An 18,624-nucleotide genomic window follows, 5' to 3' on the forward strand; every position below is an offset into this window, starting at 1 on the left:
AGAACGCTAGCGGCGACGCGCCCGGTTGTACCCGGCCAGGACCAGCACCCCCGCCGCCACGATGCCGACCATGTTGACCGCCAGCTGTCCCGCCGACGCCAGGGCCACGTCCCAGTCTCCTGTGGTGGCTGCGACCACCGACATGCCGGCTGCGGGGACCGTCGTCACCGAGATGAAGACACCAACCAGCGCAGCCGATTTCGACGTCACCAGGGACAGCATCCCGGCGGCACCGGCCAGCAGCGCCACCACGAACGAGAACGGCCCGACCTGGAAGATGAAGTCGACGTTTCGCAGCTCATGGGTGCTGCGCAACGCCACCCAGCCCAGCGCTTCGAAGCCGAGCGTGGCCAGTGCTGTGACGAGCATCGCCGCCGGGAAGCCGACGAGGAGGGCCAGCGCCGCACGCTTCGCCAGATAGCCCTTGCGCCGCACCACCGCCACCGCCAGCGCGGCCAGCGGCCCGAATTCGGGGCCCACCACCATCGCCCCGACGACCGTGATCGCCGAATCGGTCAGCACGCCGACGGCGGCCAGCAGGCACGCGATGCACAGGAAAGCCATGTAGGAGATCCCGAGGCTGCTCTGCTCGCGGGTGCGCAGCACGAGTTCGTCCCAGACGACCGCGTCTTCGCCGTCACCTTCGATCTCGTCCTCGGCGCGGTAGGCGGCGGTCGACAGCACGGTGTCGAGCACCTCCATCGTGATGGCGCCATCCTGATCGATACCGAGCGCCCGCAGCCCGCTGATCAGTCCGTCGGCGGCATCGCGGGCGATGTCGGCGGTGATCACGTCACCGCGCGGATCGATCGCCGCGCCGGGGTGGGCCACCACGTTGGCGATGCCGCCGTGGTGCCGGTAGAGCTCGAGCACCGACTCGGCGAGTTCCGGCGGGGTGATCACGCGTAGATGCAGCACCGCCGAAGATTACCGAGCGCGGCGGCGGGCCAGCTTCATCCCGAGTTCGTCGGGCGGGACCTCGTGTCCCTCCGCACACCGGATTTCGACCGTGGCGTCGGCGCCGCAGCCCAGGTGGGTCAGCCGCAGGCCGGTATCGCCCAGGTGTTTGCGGCCCCACTCGAACATCGCCCACACCACCGGCATGAAGTCCGTGCCGGCCTGCGTCAGCACGTATTCGTCGCGGCTGCGCTGCCCCGGCTCCCGATACGGCTGTTTGGCCAGCAGGCCGGCCTCCACCAGTTCTGCGAGCCGCGCCGACGTGGCCGCCTTGGTGATGCCGACCCGCTTGGAGAAGTCGTCGAAACGCGTTGTGCCGTAGTAGGCCTCGCGCATGAGCAGCATGGCGGATTTGGTGCCCACCAACGACATCGTCTTCTCGATGGCGCACCGGCCGACCGCCGACCACGTGTCGCGTTCGGCGAGCACACCCTGCAGCACTGTCATGCGAATCACTCTACCGCTGGGTTGCTCTTGCCATACCCAGATGTTAGATCTGGGTATAGGAAGCAGTACTCAGCGTGGAGTTACAGGAGGATTCTCATGTCGGGATACACAGACCGCGATGCCGTGATCGTCGCGGCGGTACGCACACCGGTCGGCAAGGGCAAGGCGAACGGCGCGCTGCACGAGGTCCTTCCCGCCGATCTGCTGGCCCACAGCCTGCGGTCCGTGGTCGAGCGCACGGGCGTCGACCCCGTCCTGGTGGACGACGTGATCGCCGGCGCCGTCACGCAAGCCGGTGACCAGGCCGCCAATATCGCGCGAAACGCCTTGCTGGGAGCGGGTTTCCCCGAAAGCGTGCCCGGCACCACCGTCGACCGCCAGTGTGGCAGCTCACAACAGGCCATCTCGTTCGCCGCGCAGGGTGTACTGGCCGGGTCGTACGACGCGGTGATCGCCGCGGGCGTCGAGTCGATGTCCCGCGTCCCGATGGGCGCCGCCGTCCTGCCGGGCAGCAACCCGTTCGGCGCCGGTCTGGCCGAGCGCTACCCCGAGGGGCTTGTCCCCCAGGGCATCAGCGCCGAGTTGATCGCGGCGCGCTGGAACTTCTCCCGGACCCAGCTGGACGAATTCTCCGCCGCCAGCCACGAGAAGGCGGCCCGCGCCGCCAAGGACGGACTGTTCGACAACGAACTCGTGCCGGTGGCGGGTCTGGCCGCCGATGAGATCATCCGGCCCGGCACCTCCGTCGAGACGCTGTCCGGCCTGAAGCCCGCGTTCTACAGCGACGCCTACGCCGCGCGCTTCCCCCAAATCCGCTGGGAGATCACACCCGGCAACTCGTCGCCGCTGTCCGACGGCAGCGCGGCGGTCATGATCACCAGTGGCGCGTTCGCCCGCAGCCACGGGCTCACACCACTCGCCCGCATCCACACGATGACAGCGGTGGGCTCCGATCCGCTGTACATGCTGACCGGCGTCATCCCCGCGACCGAGAAGGTGCTGGCGCGGTCCGGTCTGTCACTGTCGGACATCGACCTGTTCGAGGTGAACGAGGCGTTCGCTCCGGTGGTGCTGGCCTGGGCGGCCGATACCGGAGCCGACCTCGCCAAGACTAATGTCAACGGCGGCGCCATCGCCATCGGCCACCCGCTCGGCGCCAGCGGCGCCCGCATCATGAGCACCCTGGTCAACGCGCTCGACCAGCGCGGCGGACGCTACGGGCTGCAGGTGATGTGTGAAGGCGGCGGCATGGCGAACGCCACCATCATCGAGCGGCTGTAGCGCTCAGGCCCGCACGAGCTCGAACAGCGGGATGACGCGCGACGTCTTCGCCTGGTAGTCGGCGAAGACGGGGGCCACGGCCGTGATGAGCGGATACGTGGCCTCGCGCTCGTCATCGGGCAGTTCGCGGGCGACGACGTCGTACTCCTCGTCACCGATCTCGATGCGGGCAGCCGGGTTGGCACGCAGGTTGTGGACCCAGTCGGGGTGCGTGGGAGCACCGGCCTTCGAGCCGACGATGATGATCTTGCCGTCGACCGGCAGATAAGCCAGCGGCGACATCCGCGGCTGGCCCGACTTGGCGCCCGTGGTGTGCAGCAGCAGGAGATTGCCGCCCTCGAACTGGCCACCGACCTTGCCGCCGTTGGCGCGGAACTCGTCGACGATGGCGGCGTTGAAGGCATGGAAGGACGCGGCATCCGTGAATTCGGTCATGCCTGAGCCAACCTCGCGAACCGGCCCAAATGTTCCCGTCGCAGCGGGATACTTGCGTGGGAATTGACGGAGGTGCCAATGACGTCCGATGTCGACGCCGTCGTGGTCGGAGCCGGATTCGCCGGTCTGTGTCTGGTGCACCGGCTCCGCGAGCGCGGGTTCTCGGTCCGAGTATTCGAAGCCGCCGACGACATCGGCGGCACCTGGTACTGGAATCGGTACCCCGGGGCACGCGTCGACATCCCGAGCCTCGACTACATGTTCAGCTTCGACCCGGACTGGCACGGCGACTGGCAGTGGTCGGAGAAGTACGCCACCCAGCCGGAAATCCTGCGGTACCTGAACCACGTCGCCGACAAGTTCGACCTGCGCCGCGACATGACCTTCGGCACCCGCGTCACCAGCGCGCACTGGGACGACGGTTGCTGGCGGGTGCGTACCGACCGCGGCGACGACGTCGCATGTCGTCATCTGGTTATGGCCACCGGCTGCCTGTCGATTCCCAAAGAACCCGACATCGCAGGACTCGAAACCTTCACGGGCGAAACGTTTTACACCAGCCGCTGGCCCCACGAGCCGGTCTACTTCACCGGCAAGCGGGTCGCGGTTATCGGCACCGGGTCGTCGGGCATCCAGTCGATTCCGCTCATCGCCGCGCAGGCCGCGCAACTGACCGTCTTCCAGCGCACGCCGTGTTTCTCCATCCCGGCGCACAACGGGCCGGTATCGCAGGAGAAGCAGGCCGCACTGGCCGACGAGACTGCCTACCGGGCCGCGGCACGGGCGTCATTCGGCGGGGTGCCGCAGGAGCGCACGCTGATCCCGACATTCGCGGTGCCCGAGGCCTACCGCCAGCAGCGGTACGAACGTGCCTGGCAGATCGGCGAACTCCTCGAAACGCTCAACATGTTCTCGGACCTGATGAGCAACCCGGCCGCCAACGCCGCGTTCGCCGACTTCGTCCGCGACAAGATCCGCACCGCGGTACACGATCCGCAGACCGCGGAACTGTTGTGTCCCAAGGACTATCCGGTCGGCGCCAAACGGCTGTGCCTCGACACCGACTACCACGCCACGTTCAACCAGCCCCACGTGCGACTGGTCGACCTGCGGACCCAGCCACTGGTCGGCGTCACCGAGGGCGGCATCGCGACCGTCGGTGAATCGTTCGACTTCGACACGCTGGTGTTCGCGACCGGGTTCGACGCCATCACCGGTGCGGTGACGGCCATCGACATCGTCGGGCGCGACGGACTGACGCTCAAAGACAAATGGGCACCAGGGCCGTCGACCTATCTGGGCCTCACCACCACCGGGTTCCCGAATCTGTTCCTGATCACCGGACCGGGTAGCCCGTCGGTGCTGTCCAACATGGCGGTGTCCATCGAACAGCACGTCGAACTCGTCGCCGACACCATGGCGTATCTGCGTGACCACCGCTTCGACACCATCGAGCCGACGCCGACCGCCGAGGCCGGCTGGATGCAGCACGTCGCCGACGCCGGGGCCATCACCCTTTTCCCGCAAGCCAATTCGTGGTACGTCGGCGCGAACATCCCCGGCAAGCCCCGCGTCTTCATGCCGTACGCCGCGGGTGTCGACTTCTATGCCGCCGCCTGCGCCGACGTCGTCGCCCAGGGCTACCTCGGCTTTCAACTGACCGGCCCGGCCGGTTCGCAGTGTCACGACGGTGTGGTCCGCCGGCTGCAACCGGATGTCCAGATGGTGCTGGACATGGTGGCGATGCTGAATCCGCCTCCACTGGAATCACTTCCGGTCGACGTGGCGCGCGCCGCCATGGTCGAGGCGAACGCCGCCCGGCCGCCGGGTCCGGATGTCGGCGAGATCATCGACGGCCGATTCCCGGGTACCGCGGGCGAACTCGACTTCCGGCTGTACCGGCCGGCGACGCCGCGGCCGCACCCGGTGGTCGTGTACTTCCACGGTGGTGGCTGGGTGCTGGGTGACGCCAGGTCCGACGACCCACTGTGCCGCGACCTGTGTGTCCGGGCCGATGCACTGGTCCTGTCGATGGATTACCGGCACGCCCCGGAACATCCGTTCCCCGCGGCCGTCGACGACGGCATCGCCGCGCTGCGGTGGGTCGCCGACAATGCCGCCGTACTCGGCGGCATACCGGACCGGCTCGCGGTGGCGGGCTGGAGCGCGGGCGGCAACATCGCCGCGGTCGTGTGCCAGTGGGCCCGCGACCACGGCGGCCCGCACATCAGTGGGCAGCTGCTGCTCAGTCCGGTGACTGACGCACAGCCGTATCCGTCGTATCAGGAGAACGCCGAGGGTTACGGGCTGACGGCGCCTCTGATGCAGTGGTTCGCCGCGCTGTACGACGGTCCCGCCGACGATCCGCGGCGGTCACCGTTACGCGGCGACCTCGCCGGCCTACCCCCGGCGATGGTGGTCACCTGCGAGTTCGACCCACTGCGCGACGAGGGCAACGCCTATGCCGCCGCGCTGGCGGCGGCCGGCGTGCCGACCGAGCACGTCCAGGCCCGCGGCCACACGCACCTGTCGACGACGATGGTCGACCTCGTCGTGTCGGGCGAGCCCGTCCGCGCCCAGATGGCCGCGGCGCTGCGTGGGTTCCTGGCTACTCAGCCTTCTTCGCTTCAGGCTTGAAGTCGATACCCGACTCCTTGCGCTGCTGCGGGGTGATCGGCGCCGGGGCGTCGGTCAACGGGTCGACGCCGCCACCGGACTTCGGGAACGCGATGACGTCGCGGATCGAGTCCACCCCGGCCAGCAGCGCCGTGATGCGGTCCCAGCCGAAGGCCAGTCCGCCGTGCGGCGGAGCGCCAAAGGTGAAGGCGTCCAACAGGAATCCGAACTTGTCCTGCGCTTCGTCGTGATCGATGCCCATCATCGCGAACACCCGCTCCTGGACGTCGCGACGGTGGATACGGATCGAGCCGCCGCCGATCTCGTTGCCGTTGCAGACGATGTCGTAGGCGTCGGCCATCGCCGCACCCGGGTCGGTGTCGAAGGTCGCGATCGAGCCGGGCTGAGGTGCGGTGAACGCGTGGTGCACGGCGGTCCATGCGCCCGAACCGACGGCGACGTCGCCCGAGGCGGTGGCCGCGTCGGCGGATTCGAACAACGGCCAGTCGACCACCCAGGTGAAGGCCCAGGCGTTCGGGTCGATCAGGTCGAGACGCTTGGCGATCTCGATGCGCGTCGCGCCCAGCAGGGCACGGGCCCCCTTGGCCGGGCCGGCCGCGAAGAAGATGCAGTCCCCCACCTTCGCGCCGACGTGCTCGGCGAGGCCGGCGCGCTCATCGTCGGTGAGGTTCTTGGCCACCGGGCCACCCAGCTCGCCGTCCTCGCCCACCAGCACGTAGGCCAGACCCTTGTGACCGCGCTGCTTGGCGAACTCCTGCCAACCGTCCAGCGTGCGGCGCGGCTGCGATGCCCCGCCCGGCATGACGACCGCACCCACGTACGGCGCCTGGAACACCCGGAACGGGGTGTTCTTGAAGTAGTCGGTGCACTCGACGAGCTCGACGGCGAAGCGCAGGTCCGGCTTGTCCGAACCGAAGCGACGCATGGCCTCCTCGTAGCTGATGCGCGGCAGCGGCAGCGGCAGCTCGACACCGATGAGCTTCCACAGCGCGGCCAGCACCTCTTCGGCCACGCCCATGACGTCGTCGGCGCCCACGAAGCTCATTTCGAGGTCCAGCTGGGTGAACTCGGGCTGGCGGTCGGCGCGGAAATCCTCGTCGCGGTAACAGCGCGCGATCTGGTAGTAGCGCTCCATGCCGGCGACCATCAGCAGCTGCTTGAACAGTTGCGGACTCTGCGGCAGTGCGTAGAACGAGCCGGGCTGCAGACGCGCGGGCACCAGGAAATCGCGGGCACCCTCGGGAGTCGACCGCGTCATGGTCGGGGTTTCGATCTCGACGAAGTCGTGCCCAGCGAGCACGGCGCGGGCCGCGGCGTTGACCTTAGAGCGCAACCGGATTGCGTTGCCCGGGCCTTCCCGGCGCAGGTCCAGGTAGCGGTACTTCAGGCGGGCTTCCTCGCCCGGCGTCTCGTCGAGCTGGAACGGCAGCGGGGCGCTCTCGGAGAGCACCTCCAGCGTCGTCGCATTGATCTCGATGTCACCGGTCGCGATGTCCTTGTTGGCGTTGCCCTCCGGCCGCACCTCGACGACGCCGCTGACCAGGACGCAGAACTCGGCCCGCAGCCGGTGCGCCTGCTCCAGCACGGCGGCGTCGCGGAACACCACCTGGGACACTCCGGAGGCGTCACGCAGGTCGATGAAGATGACGCCGCCGTGGTCGCGCCGGCGCGCCACCCATCCGGCGAGGGTCACCGTCTGACCGGCATCGGTGGACCGCAACGAACCGGCGGCGTGGCTGCGCAACACGAAAATCTCCTCTGACGTCTGAATCGACCGCTAAGTCTAGAGGGGCGCCTCGACCGGTACTTTGGCGACAGTGAGCTTTGCACTCGTCGGACCAGGCGCCATCGGATCAACCGTCGCCGCACTGCTGTACGCGCAGGGGCACTCGGTGTTGTTGTGCGGCCGTACCGCGCGCGACCAGATCGAGGTCCGCCCTGATGCCGACGTCGATGACGGGCAGCCGATCGTGGTACCCGGTCCGGTTCGCACCGATCCGGCGACCATCAGCGGTCCCGTCGACGTCGTGCTGCTGGCGGTCAAGGACACCCAGAATGCCGACGCCGAACCTTGGCTCAACCGGCTCTGCGGTCCGGACACCGTGGTGTGCGCCTTGCAGAACGGTGTCGAGCAGGTGCAGCGGGTCGGTCGGTACTGCCCGGCCGGGACGGTGGTACCTGCCGCCGTGTGGTTCTCGTCCGAGATGCAGCCGCAGGGTTGGGTTCGGCTGCGCACGCCGGCACGACTGGTGCTGCCCGACGAACCGGCTGCGCGTCGACTCCAGGAGCTCATTCAGGGTCCGCGGCTGGCGGTCGAGCTCGATCCGGATTTCCTGACCGCGGCGTGGCACAAACTGCTGGTGAACGCGATGGCAGGTCTGATGGTGCTGACCGGCCGCAAGTCGGGAATGTTCCAGCGTGCCGACATTGCCGACCTCGCGCGCGTGTACGGCGCCGAGTGCCTCGCCGTCGCCACGGCCGAGGGCGCCCATCTGCCCGACGACATCGTCGGGCAGACCGTCGACATGTTCACCGGACTGCCCGAGGACATCACCACCTCGATCCTGACCGACCGCGAGGCCGGCCGGCCGCTGGAGTGGGACATCCGCAACGGCGTCATCCAGCGCAAGGGCGCCGCGCACGGCATTCCCACCCCGATCAGTGACGTCCTGGTGCCGCTACTGGCCGCGGCGAGTGACGGGCCGGGTTAGCCCAGGAGCCGGCGCACCTCGACGTCGCTGACCTGACCGAAATCGCGGTAAGACTCCCCCACGGCCGCAAAGGGCGTCGGCATGTCGGCGCAGACGACGTCGTCCGCGATCCCCAGGAGCTGGCGGCACGCCGCTTCGGTGCCGACAGGCACCGCCACCACCAACGTCCGCGGCTTGCGCTCCCGCACCACTTCGGCCGCGACGCGCATGCTGGCGCCCGTAGCCATGCCGTCGTCGGCGAGGATCACGGTGCGCCCGTTGACGTTCGGCGGTGGCCGCCCGTGGCGGTAGTCAGCTTCGCGCCGCTGTAGCTCGCGGCGCTCCGTCTCCGCGACCTCGGCCAGCGTCTGCTGCGAAATCTGCAGTGGCCCAACCACATCCTCATTGACCACGACGTGGCCGCCACCGCCGATCGCGCCCATCGCGTACTCCTCGTGTCCAGGCACGCCCAGCTTGCGGACGATCAGCGCGTCCAGCGGCGCGCCGAGAGCGCCGGCGATCTCCCGTGCGACAGGCACGCCCCCACGGGCCAGACCGAGCACGACGACATCACGCCTGCCGCGGTACGCCGCCAGCAGACCGGCCAATACGCGCCCCGCTTCTGCACGATCACGAAAGACGCGCCTCGATACATGGTTTCGCGTAGTTCCGATCCTATTCCCATCAGCGGTTTTCAGTGGTAATCCGTAATTGACAGGGCCAGAAAAAACCGTTTCGAGGAGGCAGAAGTGAAAGTCACCGGAACAGCTGTAGCGGTTCTCTCGGTCATCGGCATCGCCAGTGCGCCGCTCGCGTCGGCCGGCTATCCACTCGTCGGCAAGCTCGGCAGCACCCTGACGATGACGGACAGCGTCGGCCAGGTCCAGCTGAGCTGGCAGGTCTCCGACCTCAAGCCCAGCTCCGATGTGATGCCGGGCTACCGGGTCGCCGGAAAGCTCTGGGAGGCCACGGCCACCGTTCGCGCGCTGAGCGGCCCGGTGACCCCGGGCATTTCGCAGTTCAACGCTGTCGCACCGAACCAGGCGGCGTACCGCGTGCTGTGGATGGTGGCGAGCCCGGTCAACATCAGCGGCGCGACCATTCCGCAAGGCGGGCAATCGACCGGAAAGATCCATTTCGACGTCACCGGCCCCGCCCCCACCACGGTGACGATGAACAACGGCATGGAAGACCTGATGGTCTGGACGCCGTGACCCAGTAGACACCCTGTTCTAGGGTGTCTACTCATGAGGACCTACCAGTGCGAGGCCGTCGGCGTCGACTTCATCGACAGCGCACCGTTCCGCTTCGTCAGCAAAGTCGATCTGGCGATCAAACCGGAGCAGCTGTTCGAGGTCTTCGCGGATGAGACGTCCTGGCCGCACTGGGCGACGCTGATCACCAACGTCGAGTGGACCAGCCCGAAGCCATATGGCGTGGGAACCACCCGCACGGTGACGATGCGCGGCCACATCGTCGGCGACGAGGAGTTCATCGGCTGGGAGCCGTTCTCCTACATGGCGTTCAGGTTCAACACCAGTACCTCGAACATGCTGTCGGCCTTCGCCGAGGGGTACACCGTCGAGGAGACCGCCGATGGTTGCCACCTGACCTGGGTCATGGCGATGAAGCCGAAAGGTCTTGCCGGCGAGCTGGGCATGCGGGCCGGCCGCCCGATGATGGCGTGGCTGTTCCAGCGGTTCCTGCACAACCTGCGCCGCTATACCGACGAGCGCTACGGCTCGTAGAGCCCTTCCCAGACCGCACGGCGCGCCCGGTCCGGGTCATCGATGGTCTCATCGCGCATCGAGCCGATGACCCGCGTGGCCCGACGGTCGGTGTCGTACGTCGGCCAATTGGCCAGCGCCGCCGTCGCGAAGTCCAGCCAGGTGCGCTGCATACGCCGGCCGACCGACGGCTGCACCTGACGCCCGAGCGGATGCAGCATCCGCCCGAGGTACGAGCCGTAGCTGTGCTGGATGTGCACGATCTCGCTGCCGTGCGTCGCGCCGAGTCCCAGCACTTTCAATGTCCACGTCGTGTGGTCGAATCGGTAGACATGTGTCGGCGCGTGCCCGCTGTAGGCGTCCGCGAAGGCCCATGTCGGGGCGCCGAACATGACGTCGGAGCCGATGGCGATCAGCGCTCGGCGCCGCGGATAGCTCGGATAGGCCTGCAGCACAGCATCTTTGGCGTCCGGCGCGACGCGCGCGAAGTAGTCGTCGACCATGGGCACGGTGGTGGGCAGCATCGGCGGCCTGCCCCAGGCGAACATCGACGCCTCGCGGCTGTTGGTGCCGACGATCAACGGCACCTTGGCCACGGTCCCAGCCCGGGCGGCAAGCACCGGATGCACGGGCAGCAGGTCGACACCGTAGGTCAGTCCGTACGCCAGTCTGGGACTGTTGGCCGCACTCTCCCCCTGCAACTGTCCGGCGGCGCGACGCAGCTGGCGCTGCGGCAGTGCGGACAGCTCTTCTGGCATGACACCGAGCCTGCGCACGAACTCATGGGCCTGACGGGCCCTCGTCTCGCGATCGGCGATGAGCGGTAGCGCCGGGCTCTGCGCGATGGCCCGGCCGAACAAACCATCGGCCGCGGGACTGGCCAGCAACGCCAGCACCGACGTCGCACCCGCGGATTCGCCGAAGACGGTGACCTGGTCGGGATCGCCGCCGAACGCGGCGATGTTGTCGCGCACCCATTGCAGTGCCGCGATCTGGTCCCGCAAACACAGGTTGTCGTCGAACCCCGGGCCAAGATCGCTGAGTTCGAAGCCGCCGAAAACGCCGAGCCGGTAGGTGACGTTGACGACCACCACGTTGCCGTTGGCTGCCAAGCGGGAACCGTTGTACAGCTGCAACTGGCCGGCGCCGAACACGAACGCGCCGCCAGGAATCCACACCATGACCGGCAGCGAGCCCGTCACATCGGGTGACCACACGGTCACGGTGAGGCAGGCCTCGTCGCGCATCTTGGGGTCGTCGCGCCCGCCGCCGACGAATGACTTGCCCTGTGGCGGCAGGGGCCCGTGGTCGATGGCGTCGCGAATACCGGACCATGGAATCAGCGGTTGCGGTCCGCGGAACCGCAGCCGCCCGACGGGCTGTTCGGCGTAGCCGACCCCCCGCCAGACGTGCACGCTGCCTTCGGTGGTGCCCCGCAGGGCGCCCGCGGCGGTGTGAACGATGGTCGAACGGTTGATGGTTTCGGGCTGGACGGCCACACCACCAATCCTAGTGTGGAAAGCTGACATCCAGTCGTATTCGAGGCCCGGACGGAGCGGTGATGTCCTTCAACGAAGGTATGCAGATCGACACGAGCAACACGTCGACCAGCGGGGGCGGTGGCTTCGGCGGCCGTGGCATCGCGATCGGCGGCGGCATGGGTGGCTTGGTGATCGTGGTCGTCGCGATGTTCCTGGGAGTGGATCCGAGTTCGATTCTCGGCCATCAGAGCCAGGCACCCCAGTCCAGCCAGGGGTCCAGCGCCTACGACCTGAGCAAGTGCAAGACCGGCGCGGACGCCAACAAATACCTGGAGTGCCGCATCGTGGCCACCGGCAACTCGGTGGACGGCGTGTGGTCGCAGCTACTGAAGGGCTACACGCCGCCGAAGATCCGGCTGTTCCGCGGTCAGGTCAACACCGCGTGCGGCCCTGCCGATACCTCGGTCGGCCCCTTCTACTGCCCCGGCGACAAAGTCGCTTACTTCGACACCAGCTTCTTCCAGACGCTCGTCGACCAATTCGGCTCCAGCGGTGGCCCTTTGGCACAGGAATACGTGGTGGCCCACGAGTTCGGCCACCATGTGCAGAACCTGCTCGGCGACATCGGTAAGGCACAGCGCGGGCCGAAGGGCGCCGAGGGCAACAGCGTCCGCACTGAGCTGCAGGCCGACTGCTACGCCGGGGTGTGGGCGCACTACGCGTCGACGGTCAAGCAGAAGAGCACAGGCGTGCCGTTCCTGCAGCCGTTGAGCGACAAGGACATTGCCGACGCGCTGTCGGCGGCCGCGTCCGTCGGTGACGATCACATCCAGAAGCAGGCCACCGGGCGCGTCAACCCGGAGTCGTGGACGCACGGCTCGTCGGCCGAGCGGCAGAAGTGGTTCACCACCGGCTACCAGACCGGTGACCCCAAGCAGTGCGACACCTACAACGCACAGGACCTCGGCTAGGCCGCAGGGTTGATCCGCGTGATGTGGACATCGCGGGTGAAGATGCGTAATCCAACCGGTGTCGGTGGCGCGGTTGAGGTGTAGACCGCACCGGTCGGGGTGGTCAGTTCTACGGTGTGCCGGCCGTACCGGTCGTAACTGGCGGCGGCCCGCCAACCGGGTTCTTCCTTGACGTAATTGCAGTGCTCACACAACCCATCTCCGTTGTGGGCGCTGGTCGGCCCGTGATGGGCATGCGGCCGGACGTGGTCGATGTGCCGAATCCGCGCATTGCAGAACGGGGTCCGGCAGATCTGGTCCCGCAAACCGATGAACGTCGCGAGCGCCTTCGGAAACGCCCGCGCCGTCGACTCCATCGCCACCAGCTTGCTCGTCCCCGGCTGGGCGTACAGGCGCCGCAACACCGCCCCGGCCTTGTCGTCAGCCGCCGCGACCAGCACCAGATCCCGCGCCACCGCCGCCGGCAGCGGCCCGTAACCCTCCAGGTGCGCGGGCGCCTCACCCCCGGTCAGCAGCGTCTCATCCGAAAGCACCAGATTCACCGTCACCGGCACCGGCGACTCGACGGGATTGCGGCCGGTGACCCGCTCGGCCACCACATCGGCCATCACCTGCGCACGGCTACGTTCCGAACCCGCCGCCACCGCCGATGCCGCCTCGCGTGCGAGTGTCTGGCGCACCAGCTGACCTTGGGCGGCCGGCAGCCGCACCGTCATCGACATCATGCCGTCAGAGTTCACCCGGAACCGCACATGCCGCGTCGCCTGCGCCCGCGTCATCTTCTCCAGCACGCTCTGCTGATCCAACTCATAGGCGATCCGCGCGGCCTCCGCGGTGATCTCGGCGTTCCCCAACCCGGCCAACGGGCCCGGGTCGCTGCACAGGTCGGCATCCAGCAGCTGCCGATCCAACACCGACAGGCACGCTGCCTCTTTCGTGATCAGCTCGGCGCGGTGCTCGGACAACACTCCAGATTCCAACGCGGCCAGCGTGCACGGCATATCCGCGACCAGGATGCGCGCCATCGCCATCAACCGCTCACCCTTGTGCGGGGACTCCTGCCGGGCCAACCCGACCTCCGAACCCAACGCCGCCCGCGACACCCGCGGCCCACCCGCCCGCGCCGCCTCGACCCGCCGGGCTTCCAATGCCGCGGCCAGCCGCGCCTGCTCGGCTGCCGCAGCCGACTTTCCGCGTTCGAGCTCGGCCATGCGACCCAACATCGCCGCGTCATCGGCGTCGGGACCCAGCACCATACCTTCGCTCATACGTTCGAATATACACCCGACCTCCGACGTGCACCACCACCGAAACCGGTTTCCCGATTCGTTGACCACTTTGAACAAATTTCGTTAATGTGTGCAAATGCCCGCCAAGCCGCCGACGCCGCGCACCATCTCGCCGGCCCTACTGGAAGCCACCGCGGAGACGCTCCATCGTTTGGGCCCAAGGCAATTCAGCCTCACCGCAGTGTCCGAGGCCGCCGGTGTCTCGCGCGGCACGATCTACAACGCACTCGGCGGTCGTGACCACGCCATCAGCGTCGCGCTGGACCATCTGGCGTCCAAGTTCGTCGACGGCATGGCCGCCGAGATCGACAAGCAATCGACGCTGGCCGACCAGGTGGCCGCTGCCGCCGTCCTGATCTGCGCGCACCGGCAGAGCTCGCCCTCGGCGCCGCAGAAGGGCATCAACGAGGGCATCGTCGTCCTGCTGTTGCGCAACATCGGCGAAGACCTCATGAAGCGCGCCGTCGAGCTCTGGAAGCCGCGCGTCAAGGCCGCGCAACGCGACGGTGAGGTCGGCGCCGGCGTCGACCCGGCGCGCGCCGGCGAATGGATCGTCCGGGTGCTGCTGAGCTTCGAACTTCTCCCACCCATCGGAGTCAACCTCGACAATCCGCGCGCCATCCGGCGCTTCGTCACCGACCACATCATCAATGGACTCAACGGAGAGGCAGCATGACCACACCCGACCACGAAGTGGTCATCATCGGCGCCGGGCCGGGCGGCATCGCTTCCGCTCACCTGTTGCAACAGAAAGGGATTCACGACTTCGTCATCGTCGACCGGGGTGACGACTTCGGTGGCACCTGGCGCGACAACCACTATCCCGGGCTCGCCGTCGACATCCCGTCGTTGTGGTACCAGCTGTCCTTCGCGCCCAACCCCAACTGGTCCCGGTTCTTCGCGCCCGGCCCGGAGATCTACGCCTACCTGCGCGATACCGCCGACAAGCTCGGCCTGCGACCGCATCTGCGCACCGGCTCCGAGGTAGTGCGCCAGCAATGGGACGACGACGCCGGCCTGTGGCGGCTGTCCATCCGCAACCAGCCGGACGTGACGGCGCGGTTCCTGATCAGCTCGGTAGGCGGCTACGTCAACGCCAAGAACGTCGTCGACATCGACGGCATCGAGGACTTCGAGGGCACCATCCTGCGCCCCAACGCCTGGGACGACGACTACGACGTCCGCGGCAAGCGCGTAGCGGTGATCGGAACGGGCTCCAGCGGCGTTCAGATCACCGGGGCACTGTCCGGGGTCGCCGCCAATCTCGATGTCTATCAACGCACTCCGGCCTGGGTGCTACCCAAGGTCGACTTCGACATCCCGCCGTGGCTGCGAGTCCTGCTCAAGGTTCCGGGCTTTGTCAGCGCGGTCAACGTCTTCGGCCGCCTCCTGATGGACGCGGCGATGGTCGCGCCGATCATCCACGTCTTCTCCCGACTGCCCCGCAGGGTGCTGACCAAGCTCATGCCCTTGTATGACGGCCACAGCCGCAACCTCTACCGTCTGCTGCTGCGTTCCACCGTGCAGGACCCGGCCACCCGCAAGGCGCTGCTGCCCCGCTACGGAATCATGGCCAAACGCCCGGTGATCTCCAGTGATTTCCTACCGGCGCTCAATCACCCCGACACGCACCTGATCACCACGCCCATCGAGCGGATCACCCGCGACGGCGTCCGCACCGCCGACGGCATGGACCACCCGGCCGACCTGCTGGTCACCGCCACCGGCTACGAGCTGTGGACCGACCCGGAAACCTACCGCCCTGGAACCATCATGGGCTCCAACGGTTTCGACCTCGCCGAGTACTACCGCGCCCACGGCCTGCACGCCTATGCCGGCTCGGCCCATCCCCGACTGCCGAACCGCTGGGAGATCGTCGGCCCGCTCGGGTTCGTCGGGTTCGCATGGATGGACTACGTCGAAACCGTTGCCGCCCATGCCGTTCGGATGATCGACGAGGCCCGCCGGCGGGCCGATGCGCCCATCGCGGCGGTGAGCAATGAGGCGTTCCACAAATGGAATGCGCTGATGGACCGGCGCGGCCGCACCGCGCACACCTACTACACCCGGAAATCAGAGCTGCGCACCTATTTCGTCAACTCGCAGCACGAAACCCCCTACTACCGACCGCAGACCATCACCGGTGCAAGGATTTTCGCGCGGCGCTCGCCGCTCACGGACTACCAGTTCAGCGATGTCCACGCAGCCACGATCAGTGAGGAACTGAGCGCATGATCGATCAACCACTGGCCGGCAAGGTCGCGTTCGTCACCGGCGCCGCTCGGGGACAGGGCCGTTCGCACTGCGTCCGCCTGGCGCGCGCCGGGGCCGACATCGTCGCGATCGACGCCTGCGCGCCCGTGGCGGAGGCCAACGGGTACGCGCCCGCCACCCCCGCAGATCTGTCCGAGACGGTGAATCTCGTCGAAGGTGAAGGCCGCAAGATCTACGCCAAGCAGGTCGATGTCCGGGACGCCGACGGTCAGCAGCGCGTGGTCACCGAGACCATCGAACAGTTCGGCCGCCTGGACATCGTGGTCGCCAACGCGGGAGTGCTGAACTGGGGGCGGCTCTGGGAGATTTCCCGGCAGCAGTGGCAGGACACCCTGGACATCAACCTGACCGGGGTGTGGAACACCATCCGGGCTGTGGTGCCGGCGATGATCGAGGCCGGCAACGGTGGGTCGATCATCGCCACCAGTTCGGCAGCCGGGATCAAGGCCGTGCCGGGCTGCGGGCACTACTGCGCCAGCAAGTTCGGCGTGGTGGGCATGATCAACGCGCTGGCCGTCGAGCTGGGCGAGTTCGGCATCCGCGTGAATTCGATACACCCCTACGGCACCGACACCCCGATGGGCAACGACGTGTCGATGTACCAGGTCCTGCAGGACCATCCGCAGTACATCCACAGCTTCTCCCCCGGCGCGCTGCCGACGGATTCGCTGATCAAGCCCGACCAGATCTCCGACATCGTGGTGTGGTTGGCGAGCGACGCATCGTCGTTGGTGACGGCTGCGCAAATACCCGCAGACAAGGGTTATCTCAAGATCTGACCGGGTAACCTCAGTCGCCATGGCGAAGTCGAACGCCGAGGTGGCAAACAACAGTTCGGACGCGCAGGCGCGCGCCACGCAGTTCATGCGCTCGGCCCTCGACATCCTCGGCGAAACCGGCCGCACGGAGTTCACGGTGCTTCAGGTCGTGGAACGGTCGAAGACGTCGTTGCGGGCCTTCTATCAGCACTTCGCCACCAAGGACGAGCTGGTGCTGGCGTTGATCGACGCGATGCTGACCGAGTTCACCACGACGTGGCAGGCCGAGGCGGCCGGGCTGAGCCCCGCGGACGCGCTGCGTGAGCTGGTCGACCGCATCTGCGTGCCGCCCGCGTCCAGCACCCAGGACAGCATCAATCGTGGGCTGACCTTCTACCACGACCGTCTGGCCGAAACGATGCCGGACGACTACGGCAGGGTGCTGACACCGTTGCACGCGCTCATCGTCGACATCGTCGAACGCGGCATGGCCGACGGCACATTTGCACCCGGCCTCGATGTCGAAGCCACCGCGGCCCTCGTCATGCAGACGATCTTCGGTGCCCTGCGGCTGCGCGCACTCGGACCGGGCCTCGACCTCACCCCGATCGGCAGCGAGCGCATCTACGCGTTCTGCCTGCGCGCGTTGGAGAATTGATGACTTCTGGGCGCATGCGCGCATGGCGAGTGAGTGAGCCCGCGCCGATCGAGCGCGGTCCACTCGAATTCGGCTCCATCGATGTCCCGGTGCCCGGCGACGGTGACGTGCTCATCGCCGTACGCGCGTGCGGCGTGTGTCGCACGGACCTCCACATCGCCGAGGGCGACCTGCCGGTCCACCGACCGCTCGTCATCCCGGGCCATGAAGTGGTGGGCGAAGTTGTGGCGGTCGGCGAACACACCGAGGCTCAGCTCGCCGTCGGTGATCGGGTCGGGGTGGCCTGGCTCCGCCACACCTGCGGCAGCTGCCGATTCTGCCGCCGGGGCGCGGAGAACCTCTGCCCGCATTCTCGCTATACGGGCTGGGACGCCGACGGCGGTTACGCCGAATTCGTCACGGCACCAGCCGATTACGTCCACCGGTTGCCTGCGGGGTACACCGATGCCGAGCTGGCCCCGCTACTGTGCGCGGGCATCATCGGCTATCGGTCGTTGCTCCGGGCCGACCTGCCGGCCGGTGGCCGGCTCGGCATCTACGGTTTCGGCGGCAGTGCCCACATCACCGCCCAGGTGGCGCTCGCCCAGGGTGCCGAGGTGCACGTCATGACCCGGGGCGAGGCCGCTCGGCAACTCGCGCTCGATCTCGGCGCCGCCTCGGCCCAGGGCGCCACGACCCGGCCGCCGGTCGCCCTCGACGCCGCGATCCTGTTCGCGCCGGTGGGTGATCTGGTATTGCCGGCGCTCGAAGCCCTCGATCGTGGCGGCACACTGGCGATCGCCGGTATTCATCTCAGTGACATCCCCGCGCTGAACTACCAGCGGCACCTGTTCCAGGAACGCCAGGTGCGGTCGGTGGCATCGAACACCCGCGCCGATGCCCGGGAATTCCTGGCGTTCGCCGGCACCCACCACATCGACGTCACCGCCCCGATCTACCCCCTGGATCAGGCTGACCGTGCCCTGGGGGATCTGGCGGCGGGACGAATCTCGGGCGCCGCGGTACTGCACGTCGGCTGA

The 18,624-nt window shown here is 67.8% G+C and carries 17 protein-coding genes and 1 pseudogene; 11 read left to right on the forward strand and 7 right to left on the reverse strand.

Annotated features, from left to right (window positions below; all coding sequences use genetic code 11):
* Nucleotides 1-6 precede the first annotated feature (6 nt).
* Together QRN63_RS24930 and QRN63_RS24935 are read right to left on the reverse strand one after the other, a co-directional pair.
* Nucleotides 7-918 (reverse strand): DUF389 domain-containing protein, encoded by a 912-nt coding sequence (locus QRN63_RS24930; protein ID WP_285033632.1) that lies wholly within the window; start codon nucleotides 916-918, stop codon nucleotides 7-9.
* A 9-nt stretch (nucleotides 919-927) separates the two neighbouring features.
* Nucleotides 928-1,404, reverse strand: a complete 477-nt coding sequence (locus QRN63_RS24935; protein WP_267317251.1) for a winged helix-turn-helix transcriptional regulator — start codon at nucleotides 1,402-1,404, stop codon at nucleotides 928-930.
* Between the two features lie 96 nt (nucleotides 1,405-1,500).
* Between QRN63_RS24935 and QRN63_RS24940 the strand changes: the two genes are divergently transcribed.
* Nucleotides 1,501-2,685, forward strand: coding sequence for a thiolase family protein (locus QRN63_RS24940; RefSeq protein ID WP_285033633.1), 1,185 nt, complete (start codon nucleotides 1,501-1,503; stop codon nucleotides 2,683-2,685).
* 3 nt (nucleotides 2,686-2,688) lie between these two features.
* Here QRN63_RS24940 and QRN63_RS24945 read toward each other — a convergent pair whose 3' ends face one another.
* A complete protein-coding gene (locus QRN63_RS24945; protein ID WP_285033634.1) occupies nucleotides 2,689-3,120 on the reverse strand; it encodes a nitroreductase family deazaflavin-dependent oxidoreductase in 432 nt (143 codons plus the stop codon).
* Nucleotides 3,121-3,198: 78 nt separating this feature from the next.
* Between QRN63_RS24945 and QRN63_RS24950 the strand changes: the two genes are divergently transcribed.
* Nucleotides 3,199-5,757, forward strand: a complete 2,559-nt coding sequence (locus QRN63_RS24950) for a flavin-containing monooxygenase (RefSeq protein ID WP_285033635.1) — start codon at nucleotides 3,199-3,201, stop codon at nucleotides 5,755-5,757.
* Here QRN63_RS24950 and aspS read toward each other — a convergent pair.
* Nucleotides 5,729-7,504, reverse strand: a complete 1,776-nt coding sequence (gene aspS / locus QRN63_RS24955) for an aspartate--tRNA ligase (RefSeq protein WP_267317247.1) — start codon at nucleotides 7,502-7,504, stop codon at nucleotides 5,729-5,731. The genes QRN63_RS24950 and aspS overlap by 29 nt on opposite strands.
* 70 nt (nucleotides 7,505-7,574) lie before the next feature.
* On the opposite strand from aspS, the gene QRN63_RS24960 reads away from it, so the two are divergent.
* A complete protein-coding gene (locus QRN63_RS24960; protein WP_285033636.1) occupies nucleotides 7,575-8,468 on the forward strand; it encodes an oxidoreductase in 894 nt (297 codons plus the stop codon).
* A 2-nt stretch (nucleotides 8,469-8,470) separates the two neighbouring features.
* On the opposite strand, the pseudogene QRN63_RS24965 reads toward QRN63_RS24960, so the two are convergent.
* Nucleotides 8,471-9,121: pseudogene (locus QRN63_RS24965) on the reverse strand (phosphoribosyltransferase); the annotation flags it as partial.
* A 75-nt stretch (nucleotides 9,122-9,196) separates the two neighbouring features.
* Here QRN63_RS24965 and QRN63_RS24970 point away from each other — a divergent pair.
* On the forward strand, nucleotides 9,197-9,661 hold the full coding sequence (locus tag QRN63_RS24970; protein ID WP_285033637.1) for an MPT63 family protein: 465 nt from the start codon (nucleotides 9,197-9,199) through the stop codon (nucleotides 9,659-9,661).
* Between the two features lie 33 nt (nucleotides 9,662-9,694).
* The gene (locus tag QRN63_RS24975) at nucleotides 9,695-10,195 is read left to right on the forward strand and encodes an SRPBCC family protein (RefSeq protein WP_285033638.1); all 501 of its coding nucleotides are present in this window, start codon (nucleotides 9,695-9,697) and stop codon (nucleotides 10,193-10,195) included.
* Here QRN63_RS24975 and QRN63_RS24980 read toward each other — a convergent pair.
* Nucleotides 10,183-11,703 carry a carboxylesterase/lipase family protein gene (locus QRN63_RS24980; protein ID WP_502888191.1) on the reverse strand — a complete coding sequence of 507 codons (1,521 nt, stop codon included), beginning with the start codon at nucleotides 11,701-11,703 and terminating at the stop codon, nucleotides 10,183-10,185. The genes QRN63_RS24975 and QRN63_RS24980 overlap by 13 nt on opposite strands.
* 32 nt (nucleotides 11,704-11,735) lie before the next feature.
* On the opposite strand from QRN63_RS24980, the gene ypfJ reads away from it, so the two are divergent.
* Complete coding sequence (gene ypfJ / locus QRN63_RS24985; protein ID WP_267317242.1) at nucleotides 11,736-12,626, forward strand: KPN_02809 family neutral zinc metallopeptidase; 891 nt, start codon at nucleotides 11,736-11,738, stop codon at nucleotides 12,624-12,626.
* Here ypfJ and QRN63_RS24990 read toward each other — a convergent pair.
* Nucleotides 12,623-13,894 carry an HNH endonuclease gene (locus QRN63_RS24990; RefSeq protein ID WP_285033640.1) on the reverse strand — a complete coding sequence of 424 codons (1,272 nt, stop codon included), beginning with the start codon at nucleotides 13,892-13,894 and terminating at the stop codon, nucleotides 12,623-12,625. The genes ypfJ and QRN63_RS24990 overlap by 4 nt on opposite strands.
* Nucleotides 13,895-13,991: 97 nt before the next feature.
* Between QRN63_RS24990 and QRN63_RS24995 the strand changes: the two genes are divergently transcribed.
* From QRN63_RS24995 to QRN63_RS25015, 5 genes are read left to right on the forward strand one after another with little or no spacing between them, the layout of a single operon-like run.
* Nucleotides 13,992-14,591, forward strand: coding sequence for a TetR/AcrR family transcriptional regulator (locus QRN63_RS24995; RefSeq protein ID WP_285033641.1), 600 nt, complete (start codon nucleotides 13,992-13,994; stop codon nucleotides 14,589-14,591).
* The gene (locus QRN63_RS25000) at nucleotides 14,588-16,150 is read left to right on the forward strand and encodes a flavin-containing monooxygenase (RefSeq protein WP_285033642.1); all 1,563 of its coding nucleotides are present in this window, start codon (nucleotides 14,588-14,590) and stop codon (nucleotides 16,148-16,150) included. Before QRN63_RS24995 ends, QRN63_RS25000 begins: the two co-directional genes overlap by 4 nt.
* Nucleotides 16,147-16,968, forward strand: coding sequence for a mycofactocin-coupled SDR family oxidoreductase (locus tag QRN63_RS25005; RefSeq protein ID WP_285033643.1), 822 nt, complete (start codon nucleotides 16,147-16,149; stop codon nucleotides 16,966-16,968). Before QRN63_RS25000 ends, QRN63_RS25005 begins: the two co-directional genes overlap by 4 nt.
* Before the next feature lie 19 nt (nucleotides 16,969-16,987).
* Entirely contained in the window at nucleotides 16,988-17,605 is a 618-nt protein-coding gene (locus tag QRN63_RS25010) for a TetR/AcrR family transcriptional regulator (RefSeq protein ID WP_267317237.1), read from the forward strand.
* Nucleotides 17,605-18,624 carry a zinc-binding alcohol dehydrogenase family protein gene (locus QRN63_RS25015; protein ID WP_285033644.1) on the forward strand — a complete coding sequence of 340 codons (1,020 nt, stop codon included), beginning with the start codon at nucleotides 17,605-17,607 and terminating at the stop codon, nucleotides 18,622-18,624. Before QRN63_RS25010 ends, QRN63_RS25015 begins: the two co-directional genes overlap by 1 nt.

It is taken from the genome of Mycolicibacterium sp. lyk4-40-TYG-92 (genome assembly GCF_030209435.1).
Taxonomy (GTDB): domain Bacteria; phylum Actinomycetota; class Actinomycetes; order Mycobacteriales; family Mycobacteriaceae; genus Mycobacterium.

Bases quoted from the DNA above. Each gene is read 5' to 3' on its own strand.
- QRN63_RS25000 (WP_285033642.1), top strand. From the start codon at position 14,588: ATGACCACACCCGACCACGAAGTGGTCATCATCGGCGCCGGGCCGGGC.
- QRN63_RS24980 (WP_502888191.1), bottom strand. From the start codon at position 11,703: ATGTCAGCTTTCCACACTAGGATTGGTGGTGTGGCCGTCCAGCCCGAA.
- QRN63_RS25005 (WP_285033643.1), top strand. From the start codon at position 16,147: ATGATCGATCAACCACTGGCCGGCAAGGTCGCGTTCGTCACCGGCGCC.
- QRN63_RS24995 (WP_285033641.1), top strand. From the start codon at position 13,992: ATGCCCGCCAAGCCGCCGACGCCGCGCACCATCTCGCCGGCCCTACTG.
- QRN63_RS25010 (WP_267317237.1), top strand. From the start codon at position 16,988: ATGGCGAAGTCGAACGCCGAGGTGGCAAACAACAGTTCGGACGCGCAG.
- QRN63_RS24950 (WP_285033635.1), top strand. From the start codon at position 3,199: ATGACGTCCGATGTCGACGCCGTCGTGGTCGGAGCCGGATTCGCCGGT.
- QRN63_RS24935 (WP_267317251.1), bottom strand. From the start codon at position 1,404: ATGACAGTGCTGCAGGGTGTGCTCGCCGAACGCGACACGTGGTCGGCG.
- QRN63_RS25015 (WP_285033644.1), top strand. From the start codon at position 17,605: ATGACTTCTGGGCGCATGCGCGCATGGCGAGTGAGTGAGCCCGCGCCG.
- QRN63_RS24945 (WP_285033634.1), bottom strand. From the start codon at position 3,120: ATGACCGAATTCACGGATGCCGCGTCCTTCCATGCCTTCAACGCCGCC.
- ypfJ (WP_267317242.1), top strand. From the start codon at position 11,736: ATGTCCTTCAACGAAGGTATGCAGATCGACACGAGCAACACGTCGACC.
- QRN63_RS24990 (WP_285033640.1), bottom strand. From the start codon at position 13,894: ATGAGCGAAGGTATGGTGCTGGGTCCCGACGCCGATGACGCGGCGATG.
- QRN63_RS24975 (WP_285033638.1), top strand. From the start codon at position 9,695: ATGAGGACCTACCAGTGCGAGGCCGTCGGCGTCGACTTCATCGACAGC.
- QRN63_RS24940 (WP_285033633.1), top strand. From the start codon at position 1,501: ATGTCGGGATACACAGACCGCGATGCCGTGATCGTCGCGGCGGTACGC.